The sequence below is a fragment of the Flaviramulus basaltis genome (assembly GCF_900114265.1).
GTDB lineage: Bacteria > Bacteroidota > Bacteroidia > Flavobacteriales > Flavobacteriaceae > Flaviramulus > Flaviramulus basaltis.
Genome location: NZ_FPKV01000003.1, coordinates 451255 through 465559, shown reverse-complemented (window position 1 = coordinate 465559; position 14305 = coordinate 451255). Strand labels below are relative to the sequence as shown.

16 protein-coding genes are annotated in these 14305 nt (G+C 28.5%); 8 read left to right on the top strand and 8 right to left on the bottom strand.

All coding sequences use genetic code 11. The features are described from left to right. Window positions 1-2: 2 nt before the first annotated feature. The 3 genes from BT151_RS14295 (at window position 3) to BT151_RS14285 (ending at window position 2993) form a co-directional block, all read left to right on the top strand. Window positions 3-1073, top strand: coding sequence for an AAA family ATPase (locus BT151_RS14295; RefSeq protein ID WP_084647978.1), 1071 nt, complete (start codon window positions 3-5; stop codon window positions 1071-1073). Between the two features lie 51 nt (window positions 1074-1124). Next, on the top strand, window positions 1125-2456 hold the full coding sequence (locus tag BT151_RS14290) for a DUF58 domain-containing protein (RefSeq protein ID WP_072403011.1): 1332 nt from the start codon (window positions 1125-1127) through the stop codon (window positions 2454-2456). A gap of 117 nt (window positions 2457-2573) precedes the next feature. Further along, window positions 2574-2993: a DUF2141 domain-containing protein gene (locus BT151_RS14285; RefSeq protein WP_072403010.1), complete on the top strand. Its 420-nt coding sequence runs from the start codon at window positions 2574-2576 to the stop codon at window positions 2991-2993. 43 nt (window positions 2994-3036) lie between these two features. On the opposite strand, the gene BT151_RS14280 is transcribed toward BT151_RS14285, so the two are convergent. Both BT151_RS14280 and BT151_RS14275 read right to left on the bottom strand, forming a co-directional pair. Continuing rightward, entirely contained in the window at window positions 3037-4272 is a 1236-nt protein-coding gene (locus BT151_RS14280; RefSeq protein ID WP_072403009.1) for a BamG family beta-barrel-assembly machinery protein, read from the bottom strand. 11 nt (window positions 4273-4283) lie between these two features. Further along, on the bottom strand, window positions 4284-5606 hold the full coding sequence (locus tag BT151_RS14275) for a DUF4270 family protein (RefSeq protein WP_072403008.1): 1323 nt from the start codon (window positions 5604-5606) through the stop codon (window positions 4284-4286). 241 nt (window positions 5607-5847) lie between these two features. On the opposite strand from BT151_RS14275, the gene BT151_RS14270 reads away from it, so the two are divergent. The 4 genes from BT151_RS14270 to BT151_RS14255 all read left to right on the top strand — a co-directional run bounded on the left by BT151_RS14270 (window position 5848) and on the right by BT151_RS14255 (window position 9493). After that, on the top strand, window positions 5848-6546 hold the full coding sequence (locus BT151_RS14270) for a dioxygenase family protein (RefSeq protein ID WP_072403007.1): 699 nt from the start codon (window positions 5848-5850) through the stop codon (window positions 6544-6546). 28 nt (window positions 6547-6574) lie between these two features. Further along, the gene (locus BT151_RS14265; protein ID WP_245794855.1) at window positions 6575-7552 is read left to right on the top strand and encodes a Kelch repeat-containing protein; all 978 of its coding nucleotides are present in this window, start codon (window positions 6575-6577) and stop codon (window positions 7550-7552) included. Window positions 7553-7955: 403 nt separating this feature from the next. Further along, window positions 7956-8783 (top strand): sensor histidine kinase, encoded by an 828-nt coding sequence (locus tag BT151_RS14260; protein ID WP_084647977.1) that lies wholly within the window; start codon window positions 7956-7958, stop codon window positions 8781-8783. Further along, entirely contained in the window at window positions 8780-9493 is a 714-nt protein-coding gene (locus tag BT151_RS14255) for a LytR/AlgR family response regulator transcription factor (protein WP_317041248.1), read from the top strand. The genes BT151_RS14260 and BT151_RS14255 overlap by 4 nt, the downstream gene beginning before the upstream one ends. A gap of 133 nt (window positions 9494-9626) precedes the next feature. Here BT151_RS14255 and BT151_RS14250 read toward each other — a convergent pair whose 3' ends face one another. Next, entirely contained in the window at window positions 9627-10097 is a 471-nt protein-coding gene (locus tag BT151_RS14250; protein ID WP_072403004.1) for a Dps family protein, read from the bottom strand. 106 nt (window positions 10098-10203) lie between these two features. On the opposite strand from BT151_RS14250, the gene BT151_RS14245 reads away from it, so the two are divergent. Continuing rightward, on the top strand, window positions 10204-11145 hold the full coding sequence (locus BT151_RS14245) for a LysR substrate-binding domain-containing protein (protein WP_072403003.1): 942 nt from the start codon (window positions 10204-10206) through the stop codon (window positions 11143-11145). 33 nt (window positions 11146-11178) lie between these two features. Here BT151_RS14245 and BT151_RS14240 read toward each other — a convergent pair whose 3' ends face one another. The 5 genes from BT151_RS14240 to ftsY all read right to left on the bottom strand — a co-directional run bounded on the left by BT151_RS14240 (window position 11179) and on the right by ftsY (window position 14242). Next, the gene (locus BT151_RS14240) at window positions 11179-11376 is read right to left on the bottom strand and encodes a hypothetical protein (RefSeq protein WP_072403002.1); all 198 of its coding nucleotides are present in this window, start codon (window positions 11374-11376) and stop codon (window positions 11179-11181) included. Between the two features lie 126 nt (window positions 11377-11502). Further along, on the bottom strand, window positions 11503-12303 hold the full coding sequence (locus tag BT151_RS14235; protein ID WP_072403001.1) for a TIGR00266 family protein: 801 nt from the start codon (window positions 12301-12303) through the stop codon (window positions 11503-11505). 72 nt (window positions 12304-12375) lie between these two features. Further along, entirely contained in the window at window positions 12376-12831 is a 456-nt protein-coding gene (locus BT151_RS14230) for a DUF4442 domain-containing protein (RefSeq protein ID WP_072403000.1), read from the bottom strand. A gap of 26 nt (window positions 12832-12857) precedes the next feature. Further along, window positions 12858-13286 carry an SRPBCC family protein gene (locus tag BT151_RS14225; RefSeq protein ID WP_072402999.1) on the bottom strand — a complete coding sequence of 143 codons (429 nt, stop codon included), beginning with the start codon at window positions 13284-13286 and terminating at the stop codon, window positions 12858-12860. A gap of 2 nt (window positions 13287-13288) precedes the next feature. Beyond that, a complete protein-coding gene (gene ftsY / locus BT151_RS14220; protein WP_072402998.1) occupies window positions 13289-14242 on the bottom strand; it encodes a signal recognition particle-docking protein FtsY in 954 nt (317 codons plus the stop codon). Window positions 14243-14305: the final 63 nt, after the last annotated feature.

The following is a 14305-nucleotide window of genomic DNA, read 5'->3' as shown; positions in this document are numbered from 1 at the left end:
TTATGGAGGAAAATAAAGAACCACAAGACCATCAAGCGTTTATTCCAAAACCTGAAAATGTTGTACCATCAATTGATGATAGTTCACTAAAAAATTCAGAAGATTTACAATTTAAAAATCGTTTGGATTTATCTGAGCTTCAACAAAGTGTTAATAAAATAAAACAAGAGGTTGGTAAAGTTATTGTTGGTCAAAAAGATATGGTAGATATGCTTATTGCATCGCTTTTAGCTAAAGGGCATTCTTTAATTGAAGGTGTACCTGGAGTTGCAAAAACCATTACAGCAAAACTATTAGCCAAATCTTTAAGCGTTGGATTTAGTAGAATTCAATTTACTCCAGATTTAATGCCAAGTGATATTTTAGGAACTTCAGTTTTTAATTTAAAAGACTCTGAATTCGAATTTAAAAAAGGTCCTATTTTTTCGAATATGATTTTAATAGACGAAATAAACAGAGCACCAGCAAAAACGCAAGCTGCTTTGTTTGAAGTTATGGAAGAACAACAAATTACCATTGACGGAAACAAGTATCTATTAGACTCTCCTTTTATGGTTTTAGCAACACAAAATCCAATAGAACAAGAAGGTACTTATAGATTACCTGAAGCCCAATTAGACCGTTTTTTATTTAAAATTGATGTTGACTACCCTAATTTAGATGAAGAAATAGAAATTATATCCAGAGAGCATCAATTAAAAGAAAAAGTGAAAATAGAAGAAGTAGCATCGTTTTTAACTGCTAAGCAAATCTCAGAATATCAGCAATTAGTTAGCCAAGTTTTAGTTGAAGAACATTTGCTTAAATATATTGCGCAACTAATTGTGGCTACTCGTAGTAATCCCTTTTTATATTTAGGTGCATCACCAAGAGCTTCCATTGCTATTTTAAAAGCAAGTAAAGCTTTCGCTGCAATGACTGGACGTGATTTTGTAACTCCAGAAGATATTAAACGTGCTGCTATTCCAGTATTACATCATAGGGTTATTGTAACACCAGAACGCGAAATGGAAGGTATTACCAGTAAACAAATTATTAAACAAATAATTGAAACGGTTGAAATACCTAGGTAAGTTGCCAGTTTTAAGTCACAGTAATCAGAAAACAAAACAATTAACAAAATTTTGAAATTCTTTAAACCATTTTACATACAACCTCGATTTTTCTATGCTGGTATTGGCATTGTGGTTTTGTTTGCTTTAAGTTATTTCATTCCTGTTTTATTTAATATTGCACAACTTTCTATTCTAGTCCTTATTCTTCTATTTGTTTTAGACTTTCTCATTATTTTTATTGGAAGTAACAAGATTATAGCTTCGAGAATCTTGCCTGATAAATTATCAAATGGTGATAAAAACTTAATAGAATTAAACATTAATAATAATTACCCCATTACTATTCATTTAGAAATTATTGATGAAATTCCTGTGCAATTCCAAGTCAGAGATTTTAAATTAAAAGATAGTATTCTATCACGGAAATCTAAAACCATTCAGTACCATTTAAAACCAACCGAACGTGGTGAATATTATTTTGGAAGCTTAAACGTTTACGCTTCTTCTGTCTTAAAAATAGTTGCAAAACGTTTCACTTTTGATCCTGGAACTATGGTGCCAACTTACCCAAGTTTTAAACAATTAAAAAAGTTTGAACTTTTAAATATTAATCAAAATTCATTAGAATACGGACTTAAAAAAGTACGCCGTCTTGGACATTCTATGGAGTTTGAACAAATTAAAGATTATGTTATAGGTGATGATTTACGCACCATAAATTGGAAAGCAACAGCTAAGAAAAACCAATTAATGGTTAATCAATTTCAAGATGAAAAATCACAACCAGTCTATTCTATTATTGATAAAGGTAGAATTATGAAAATGCCTTTTAATAGTTTAAGCCTTTTAGATTATGCCATAAATGCAACCTTGGTTATAAGTAATGTGGTTTTAAAAAAGCATGATAAAGCTGGTATGCTTTCATTTTCAAAACGTATTGAAAATATTGTTGTTGCCGAAAGACGAAGTTCGCAAATGCAACTTATTTTAGAATCTCTATATAATGTTAAAACTGATTTTTTTGAAAGTGATTTTAGCAAGTTATACAGTAATATTAAAAGGCATATTACCCAAAGAAGTCTAATTTTAATGTACACGAACTTTGAAACTTTAGATGGTTTAGAAAGACAAATTCCTTATTTAAAAGCCATTGCAAAAAGTCATTTATTAGTTGTTATTTTCTTTAAAAACACAGAGTTAAATGATTTAATTAAAAATAAGGCAGAAACTGTGCAACATATTTATGATAAAGTAATTGCCGAAAAATTTGCTTATGAAAAGCGATTAATAGTTAGTGAACTAAAAAAATATGGCATCTATTCTATTCTCACAACTCCAGAAAATCTTACCATAGATACCATAAACAAATATCTTGAAATTAAATCTAGAGGATTACTTTAGGGTTTTTACTTAAAAACCACAATTCATCAATTAATTTCTACAATTGGGTAATAACAATTATTTAATCGTCAATTAGTGTTAGATATTTAAACTGTTAAACAAATAAAACCATACATCATGAAGACACTATCATTAATTATCGCATTAGTATTATCAGTAACATTTAGCAATGCCCAAGAAGAAAAAAACGAAAAAACCATTACTATTACTATTGAAAATATTACTAATAATAACGGTCACGTTATATTATCGCTTCATACTGAAGATACATTTATGAAAGGCCAAGGTATTCAAATGGAAAAAAGCGACATAGTAGATGGTAAAATAAAAGTTACTTTTAAAAATATTGAAGCAGGAACTTATGCTATTATGGCTTTACATGATGAAAATGATAATAATAGAATGGATTTTGAAGATAACGGTATGCCAAAAGAATCATACGGCATGTCTAATAATCCTGCTACTTTTGGCCCACCTCAATTTGCATCAGCTAAATTTGATTTAAAAGAAGATTTAGAAATGAAAATTATATTTTAATCTAGCTCGCCTTTTAAATAATAAAACATAAGATTATAAAATATTAATAATACTTACCTTTATTAAACCAATCGCCAATAAAGCTTAGGTTTATAGTTAATTTATGAAAATTTTCCTGTACTAAACTATTGCCTATTGTTCCTTCTCTTCCATAAGAATAGGCAATATTTAGTTTTGCTTTATCAGATAATGGCATACCTAATCCTACTGAAGCAAAATAACTATCAATTTTTTGGTCAGAAATACTTAAAAAACCTGTGTTATAGTTCATTCCAAACCTGTATTTAACATTGTCCCAGTACTTACTATTTCTTGTGGGCAAATATTCTAAACCAAAGGCATAAATACTTTGATTTGTATAACGCTCATTATTCTGAAACTGGTTTGTATCATTCCAATTCAGTTTTTTATAATCAAAACTTGTAGTTATAGATTTATTTAGCATCGTAGTAATTCCAAAACCAAACAAAAAAGGAAGCTCAAAATTATCAAGTTCATTTTCAATTTCTTCATCAATTATTAATTGAACACCACTACTAGACTCTTTGTACGAATTTCTTGTTTGATCTCCAATTAAACTTGTTGGTAACTCGATTATAGCTCCAAGAGTAAATTCTTTATTTTCCTTTTTAATTAAACTATACTGTAAACCTGCTTTAAATTTAAATCCTTTGTAATAATTAACATCTGTAATAGATACTAACGATTCGTAATATATTTGTGTTTCTTGATTTATAGATCCAAAAAGGTAGGATATATCTAATCCTAAAGATAACTTCTCTTTAATTTTAAAACCACTTGCCCAATAGAAGCTATTTAATCCTCCAGAGCCTGTTATTCTTGACAAATACTCTTGTGTAGAACCTTCAATAGTGTTTTCTATATCAATATCGTACCCAACTTTAGTGTAAGGCAAAAGCCCTAAACTCATACCAAAGTTTTTCTTTATTGGAAATGCCATTGCTATATGTGAGATATTATAATCGTTTGTGTTTTCGCTTATTTTATCTGTTTTTAATGTAGAGTACATACCATTTATTCCAAATTCATATAAAAAAGATTTTTGTTGAATGTTTCCTAGATTTGCTGGATTATATATGTTTATTTCTTCTGCATTGTTTTGTGCTATTCCTGTATTTCCTAACCCTGTTAAACCACCTGTTGCCGTTTTATTTTCAACTCCCAAACCAAACAAAGAGTATGGTGTACTAGTATCATTTTGTGCAAAAGAAAATTGTGTAATTACTATAAAAAATAGCAATAGTTTTTTTTTATTCATTTAAAATTAATTTAGTAGTTTAAATATGTTACACTAAGTTTAATATTATTGTTTTTTTCATCAAAGCTTTCAATCACAACACTATTTACTGTTTTATCATAATCTATAAACTGTATCATTAAAGCATAGTTTAAATCGTAGGTTGAGCTTAAAATAGTCTCAACAAAACCGCTCATATCGATACGATAAAATGTGTTTTCATTAAACTCATCATCATTTTGATTTAGAATGGCATAACATACATTAGAATTTATATCTGTAAGTTGATTTATAATCCTGTTTTTATGATCAACAACATATACTGCCAATGAATCCATTAAAGGTTTTGTATCATCATAACTATTATTTAAAGGGCTAAAGGTTAATTCGGCTTTTAAAGTTGAACTTTGCTCTGAGATTTTATTTAAATCTTTTAATGTTGGTATTTCTATTCTTGCTGAAATTCCTGTTCCTGCTTGAGCAAAAATTAAATTATTCGATTCACTACTTGGAATAATTGTTTCGTTATCGGTAAAGTTGTTAATTAATGTATTATTTAAATTGGTTTGAATACTATTAAATTGTTTACTAGATGAAGAAACATAGAAATCTATTACTTGATTATTTCCTTCACTACTATCATCAATATCCTCAGTAAAAAATAATCTCATACTAGAATTATCTATTAAATTTGAGCTTGTTTTAAAATCAAATCCTAAAATATTGCTGCTAGATAATGTATCAGGAATAATTGTTATTCCTTTAAAATATTGAATAAAATCGTCTGTATTATTAATATCATTATTTCTAATTTTATTAAAAATTTCTTCTCCAAGCACATGTCTTAAAGGAATATATAAAGAATCTGTTGTTTTATTTGGTCGGGGAATAAAGGAAAGTTCACCAAGAGATTCTTGATCATATTTTAATTTAGAAGTATTATAAAATTCGTCACCTTCCTCGGGTTCAAAAAACTCAAGCAAACGATGTACTTTGTATGTTTGGACTTGAGTAGTATCTCCATAATAATACTTATCATAATTTAACACTAACCCTATAGAATCGTATACCGCATTTGTATTTATTGAAAAATCTGAATTTCGAACTTGAAAATAAGATTGAGCTATTAAATGGCCAAAGTTATCATCATTAATACTACCTATTAAAATACGATTAGTGCTAGATGTAATTAAAGAATCTAACTTAAAAGTCCCTGCTTTAATTGAGAAAGTATCAATTATTTTTATACTAATATTATTTTCAATAAAATCGCTACCAACAGGATAATTTTGAACTTCATCAGAACAAGAAAACAGAAAAAACACGCTTATACTACAAATTACAAATAGTCTCATTTTCACTTTTTTAAAAAGCAAAAATATTGAGGTATAAAACTATTCATATCACAAAATATACTAACACCATTTTTTTATCGACAAGAATGCTAAAAATATGTTAATTAATTAAAAATCAATATTTTGAATACTTCATAGATATAATTCACTATAAAATAGATAAATAGTATGTGTTCGTCTATTTTGTAATGTTTTAATATTTGTTTGCTTATAAATTTGTGAAGTATTTAATTATGAAATTATGAAGCGCAAAGATTTTTTAAAGAAAAGTGTTTTTAGTATTGGAACTTTTTTCACAATTCCTACTCTTGTTTCTTGTAATAATGACACCAATAATAGTAATGACATAGAAAATGAATCTGGATTATGTGAAATTACACCATCTGAAACCAAAGGCCCATTTCCTATAAAAACACCTTCAGATTTAGTTAGAGAAAATATTATTTCAGATAGACAAGGCGTTCCATTATTAATTAATTTAACTATTCAGAATAAAGATTGCGAAACACTAAATGATGTGTTAGTTGATGTTTGGCATTGTGATAAAGATGGGAATTACTCAGAATATGGCGGCATACAAATGCAAACTACAAATTATACTGATGTCCATTTTTTAAGAGGAAGACAAACAACAGACACAAATGGGCAAGCATCATTTATTTCAATTTATCCAGGATGGTATAACGGTAGAGCTCCTCATATACATGTAGAAATACTAAATAGTAATAAAACTTCATTACTTATAACACAAATTGCATTTCCAGAAGATATTTCAGGTTCAGTTTATTCATCAAGCTTATATGCAAGTCATGGGCAAGCAAATACATCAAACTCAAACGACAATGTTTTTTCAGATAGTATAGATAATGAAATGGGAATAGTAACTGGAAATTTAAATGATGGATTTACAATAAGTCAAACTATAACAGTAAATAATTAAATATAAACAAGTAATAAAAATGAATTTAATGAAAAAAGGCAGCATTTTATTTTTAATAATTATAATATCTATATCAGTAATTGGGTGTAATGGATCTGATGATGATTCTGATGAATACGGAAACTGGGTAGAAAGTTCATCGTTTGATGGAGACTCAAGAGGAAATGCCGTAAGTTTTACAATAGGCACAAAAGGGTATTTGGTTACCGGATATGATGGTGATGATTATTTATCTGATACCTGGGAATATAATTCTGAGGAAGACTATTGGGTAAAAAAAGCCGATTTCCCTGGAACGGCGCGTAGTGGTGCAGTAGGTTTTTCTATAAATGGCAAAGGATATTTAGGAACTGGCTATGATGGTGATGATGAATTAAAGGATTTTTGGGAATATGATCCTGACACAAACCAATGGACTCAAAAAACTGATTTTGGTGGTACTGCTAGATATGGAGCTATCGGTTTTTCTGTAAATGGTTACGGCTATGTTGGTACTGGATATGATGGAAGTGAGCAAAAAGATTTTTGGAAATATGATGCAACAAATAACACTTGGGAACAAGTTATTGGCTTTGGTGGACAAAAACGTCAAAATGCTTCAGTATTTATTATAAATGATGTGGCATATATAGGCACAGGAATTCGTAACGGCTCTATAGAATACGATTTTTACTCGTTTGATGGTACAACATGGAACCGATTAACCGACTTAGATGATGACGATGACAATATTGTTTATTATACCGATACTGTTGGTTTTACAATAGAAGGAAAAGGATACTTCGCAACTGGTATAAGAGGATCTTTAACTAATGCCTGTTGGGAGTATACGCCTTCTACAGATACTTGGGAAGAAGTTCCATACTTTGAAGGAGCTGCACGACAAGATGCTTCTTCTTTTTCTTTTGCATCCAAAGCATTTGTTTTAATGGGTAGGAGTAGTAATTACTATTTTGATGATATTTGGGAGTTTAGACCTAATGAGTTAGAAAACGAAGATGATTAATTGATTTTGAATTGGTTTTGTTAAAATAAGGTTGAACATAATAACTCTCAATAGAGAAAACTAAATTTTGTTCAGCCTTGTTTTTTTTTTATAAAAAGTATAACAATTCATTGGCATAAAATTAAGACTTAACAACTGTAATTTTGACTAAAATCTAACTTTGAGCAACTTTAAAAATATACCTCCAATAATTATCCATATTCTTATATGGCTAATTTTTTTAGTAACAAGTTCTACTCAAATCTATTTAAAAATCGGGCTCATTCCTACTGACTTCATTATAAGGTCGTTAATTTTAATAGTAGCCTTTTATTTAAATTATTGTCTATTTGTTCCTAACCTTTTATTTAAAAAAAAAATCTCTCTTTTTCTTGTTGTATTAATAGCCTATAGTTTTTTTTTCATGTATATCATAGAAGAAATAATTCCTAAACCAATTTTTCCAAACCCCAATAATTTCCAAGATTTTCCAAAGCTTTCTCTTCAACATTTAATTCCTCCAAAAAAACATTCTTTTTTTTGGTTTAACTTCAAAGGTTTTTTTCCTTCTGGTGGATTATTACTTTTAATATTTGCTTTAAGTACAAGTATAAAATTAGGTATTGAGTGGTATAGAACAGAGAAACAACGTGTATTAATAGAATCTCAAAAAGTAAATTCAGAATTATCATTTTTAAAAGCTCAACTTAATCCTCATTTTTTATTTAACTCGCTAAACAGTATTTATTCATTAGCAAATAAACAGTCTAAAGAAACTACAAATGCTATTGTTATACTATCAGATTTAATGCGATATATGATTTATGAAGCCAATAGAGAGTTGGTACCATTGCAAAAAGAAATCGATTATATAAAGAATTATATATCGTTACAATTGCTTAGACTAAAAGATTCTAGCGGTGTGAAAATTAATATTCATGGAAACTTAAACTATAATATTGAACCTTTATTACTTATCTCATTTATAGAAAATGCATTTAAATATGGAACTGATTTTAAAGGAAATACAAGCATTATTATTAAAATAACCATTCAAAATGAATTATTGAATTTATATGTATATAACATTGTTTCATCGCAACAATCTACTAAAAGTGAAAATTCTGGAATAGGTTTAGAAAACATAAAAAATAGATTACAATTATTATATAATAATAATCACACATTAAATATAAAAAACCAAAAACAATCTTATGAAGTAAATCTAACTCTTAAACTAAAAAAGCAATGATTACGTGTATTATAATTGATGATGAGCCTCTAGCATTAGAATTACTGGAAGATTTTATTTCTAAAATAACTTTTTTAAACTTAATAGCTTCATGTTCTAATGGCTTTGAAGCTACAAATGTTTTACACAAAAACAAGATTGATTTAATTTTTACTGATATTGAAATGCCTAATTTTTCTGGTATAGATATTATAAAATCTTTAGACCATAAACCACATTTTATATTTACCACAGCATATTCACATTACGCCGTAGAAGGGTTTAACCTTAATGCTATAGATTATCTTGTAAAACCAATACCTTTTCATCGATTTTTAAAAGCATCAACTAGAGCTTTAAGTGTTATAAACAAAAAAGAAGAAACTAATTATACACAAATTGAAAAGACTTCTATTGACCCACAATATATTTTTGTTAAATCGGAATACGAAAACTTAAAAATCAACTTAAATGAAATAAAATATGTTGAAGGTCTTAAAGATTATATTAAAATTTATACTGATAATGAAAAACCTATTTTGACTTTAAATAGCTTAAAAAAGTTTGAAGAAAAATTAGGACAGAACAATTTTATTCGTGTTCACAAATCATTCATTGTATCAATAAAAGATATACATTCTGTTCAAAGAAATAGAATTATTATAAATGGAAAATGGATTCCTATAGGACATAGTTATAAAAATGATTTCATAAAAAAAATAGAAGGCTAAGTTTTTGATTTTATTTTAAATAATAGGTAAAAAAAAACATAATTAAAATCTAAACGCACACTATATCGAATAAAAAAAGCGACCAATAGTGGTCGCTTTTTCAGCTATTAATCAGGCTTAAAAGTTAAATGGTTTAACTTAACCAAGCTTTCATCATCCAAACTGTTTTTTCTTGTTCGGTAATAAAATCACTCATCATTGAGTTTGTTCCTTCATCATTTGCATCATCAGACTTATCTAAAATTTGTCTTTCAATTTTTAAAAGTTGGGTTAATGAATCTACAATTAATGTCACTGCTTTTTCATCTTGTGATATATTTTTTCCAACAGGCACAGAACCTTTTGCTGTATAATCTTCAAAGGTATGTAATGGTGTTTCGCCTAATGTTAAAATACGCTCTGCTATTAAATCTACTTTCATATTAGCATCTGTATATAACTCTTCAAATTTCACATGTAAATCAAAGAAACGTTTTCCTTTAATATTCCAGTGAATACCTCTTAAATTTTGATAGTATATTTGAAAATTAGCTAGCAATTGATTCAAATCATCTGCTAAATCCTTCGTCTTTTTTGTATCTAATCCTAAACTATTAAGTTTCATTTTATATGTATTTTTATTATTCATTACAAATTTAAATTATAATTAACAGTTCATTCCATAAATTTTATTGATAGTTTTTATATTTTTATAGCCTAAATTTATAATAATGACCATAACTCAATTATATTATGTTTTAGCTGTTGCCGAAAACCAAAATTTCACTAAAGCTGCTGAAAAATGTTTTGTAACACAACCTACATTAAGTATGCAAATACAAAAACTTGAAGATCAATTAGATGTTCAAATTTTTGACAGAAGTAAAAAACCTATAGAACTAACTGATGTTGGCAGAAAAATAGTAAATCAAGCTAGAAATATTGTAAATGAATCTTACAGAATTCAAGACATTGTAGACCAACAAAAAGGGTTTATAGGTGGTGAATTTAAATTAGGTATTATCCCAACTGTTATGCCTACTTTATTACCTATGTTTTTAAAAACCTTTATAAAAAAACACCCAAAAGTTAAACTTAAAATAGAAGAATTAACTACTGAAGAAATTATAACACGAATTAAAGACGGACATTTAGATGCTGCCATTGCTGCAACACCTTTAGAAGATGAAAGTATAAAAGAACGCGTGCTTTTTTTCGAACCTTTTGTAAGTTATATTCCAAAGGGACATAGATTATATACCAATAAAAAAATAGATGTTTCTGATTTAGATATTGATGATATGCTACTTCTTGAAGACGGCCATTGTTTTCGTGATGGCGTACTAAATTTATGTAAAGCATTCAAAAATCATTCTGATGATAAATTTCAAATAGAAAGTGGAAGTATTGAGACACTTATAAAACTATCTAACGAAGGTTTAGGTATGACACTACTACCCTATTTACATACTTTAGATATTAATGAGGCTGAAAAAGAAAACCTACATTACTTTAATGAACCTTCACCGGCAAGAGAAGTAAGTATAATTTACCATAAAAGCGAATTAAAAATGCAAATTATAGAAACCCTACAAGATGTTATATCTGGCATTATAAGAGGTGCTATTGCTTTTCAAGATGTAAAAATTATTAGTCCATTACCAAAAAAATAGAATAAAAAAAAGCGACTAAATAGTCGCTTTTTTTTATGGTTTTAAATAAATTAAACATTGATTCAATTCAGGATTTTGCTGAATAAGAGAATTAATAAAAATTTTAAGCTCTTCAATTTCGTAAGGTAGTAATCTTTGTACTGCCTTTTGTACTTCTCTACAAAACAACGTCGTATCAAAACTAACTTTATTAAGTATAGTTTTGGTATACTCCAGCATTGCTCTTGCCATAATTTTTTAGGGTTTTGGTTTGTAATATAAAATAGTAGATTTGTTTTATAGTGTGTAAATTTAAAATTATGTCTCTAATTTACTAAAAATTTATAATTTTTTTTTATTTAAATATAAAATTAACATTTAAAATCTGTTATCACCATCTAACAAGTCTCCTAAACCTCCTAAAATACTGCCTTCTCCCTTATTTTTACCACCACCTTGGGGTGCAGATGCTAATACTCGTCCTGCTAACCTACTAAATGGTAATGATTGCACATATACAGTTCCTGGACCTTGTAATTTAGCAAAGAATAAGCCTTCTCCACCAAAAACGGTATTTTTAATACCTCCTATAAATTCAATATCATAGTCTACTGTTTGGTCAAAACCTACAATACAACCTGTATCGACTCTTAAAGTTTCACCTGCTAATAACTCTTTCTTTGCCATAGTACCTCCTGCGTGAACAAATGCCATACCATCGCCTTCTAACTTTTGCATAATAAAACCTTCTCCTCCAAAAAGCCCTCGCCCTAATTTTTTAGAAAACTCTATACCAACGCTTACCCCTTTTGCTGCACAAAGAAAAGCATCTTTTTGACAAATAAATTTACCTCCAAATTCTGTTAAATCAATTGGAATAATCTTCCCAGGGTAAGGTGATGCAAAAGACACATTACGCTTGCCTATTACATTATTATAAAAAGCTGTCATAAACAAACTTTCACCAGTAAGAATACGCTTTCCTGCTCCTAATATTTTACCTAAAAAACTAGAATCATTTTGAGAGCCATCACCAAAAATAGTTTCCATTTTTATACCATCATCCATCATCATAAAACTACCAGCTTCAGCTATAACACCTTCTTGAGGATCGAGTTCAATTTCTACGTATTGCATTTCTTCGCCGTAGATTCTATAATCAATTTCGTGTGCTGTCATTTTGTATGTTTTTTATTGATTTATTTATAAGTTGATTTTCTTAATGGTTTGTTACATCAATAAACAAATTTGTTAGGATTTTATTTTAACACTCCATTCAAAATTAAAAGTAGAAACGACTATGCCATCTTCATTAACTCCTTCAGATTTCATCCAAATGGTTTGTCCTTCACCGGTTGCTATAGTTTTTTTAATAGCTTCGTCAATAAGATTACCATCATTACAAGTAAAAGTAATTCTCCCTGTCGCCTTTTTGGTGAAAGTAGCATTATTTGTAGTCACTAACATAGAAATACGTTTACCAGATTCTTGAATCTTACCAATCATTAAAGCGCCTGTAGAAAACTCTGCTGCCATACCTTGCACCGCCCAAAACATAGATTTAAATGGATTTTGATTTATCCATTTATGTTTTACGGTTACTATACACTTATCATTATCAATATGCTTGGTTCTAACACCACAGAAATAAGCAGATGGCAGTTTAAAAATAGTAAAAGTGTTTAGTTTTCTAGCAGTAATCTTCATATTCTATAAATTATTATTTTGACAAATTAGTTTCTATCTTTAAAAGGAATAACAATGCTTTTTTCTAAATAATTTTTGAGTCCACTTAAAAGCATTGCCCAACAAAAAGATGAATGTTTAAAATGATCATTATTTTCTGGCCAATTAATATGACTAAATTTAACCATAGCCCCATTTATATTTGGTTCTAAATCAAAGCCAAAAGTTGTAGGGTTCCAATCTTTATCGGAATCTGTCATTTTTAAATAAAAAGATTCATTTTCTTTTACTTTTGAAACTTTGCAGAACCAGTTATAAGTATCAGTAAAATTCAAGTTGTATTCAGAATTTAATTCTGGTTTTCCTGAAGACTTTAATGTCCACCAATTATCAAGATGTTTTGGCTGAGATATGGCATTAAAAACTTCTTTGGGAGCTGTTTTAATTTGAAAGTTATGATAAATATTGAAAGACATGATTATTTAAAAAATGAATCTACAAACTCAAATTTATTAAAAACCTGTAAATCTTCTATACCTTCTCCAACACCAATATACTTTACAGGAATTTTAAATTGATCTGATATACCTATTACAACACCACCTTTTGCTGTTCCATCAAGTTTTGTAACTGCTAATGATGTTACCTCTGTAGCTGCTGTAAACTGTTTTGCTTGCTCAAAAGCATTTTGTCCTGTTGAGCCATCTAAAACCAATAATACATCATTTGGTGTATTATCAACAACTTTTTGCATCACACGTTTTACCTTAGTAAGTTCGTTCATTAAATTTACCTTATTATGCAATCGGCCAGCAGTATCAATAATAACAACATCTGCATTTTGAGTTACGGCACTTTCCAAGGTATCAAATGCCACTGAGGCAGGATCACTACCCATAGATTGTTTTATTAATGGTACGTCTACTCTATCTGCCCAAACTTGCAATTGGTCTATTGCAGCTGCTCTAAATGTATCAGCCGCTCCTAAAACTACTTTTAATCCTTGTTTTTTAAATTGATAGGCTAGTTTACCAATCGTTGTTGTTTTACCAACACCATTTACACCAACTACCATAATTACATAAGGTTTTTTATCTTTAGGGACAGAAAACTCAATATCCTCGCCAGAATTAGTTTCACTTAATAAGCCTGCTATTTCTTCACGGAGAATTTGATTTAACTCCTCTGTTCCTAAATATTTATCTTTTGAAACACGTTCTTCAATACGCTCAATAATTTTAAGCGTTGTATTTACTCCAACATCACTTGAAACTAAAACCTCTTCCAGATTATCTAAAACTTCATCATCTACTTTAGATTTCCCTGCAACAGCTTTACTTAATTTACCAAAAAAACTACTTTTTGTTTTTTCTAATCCTTTATCTAAGGTTTCTTTTTTTTCTGAAGAAAATATTTTTTTAAAAAGACTCATTTAATATTATGTTATTTATTTGTGTGCTATTCATTTATTAAGTTTTCATAATTAAAATCGACT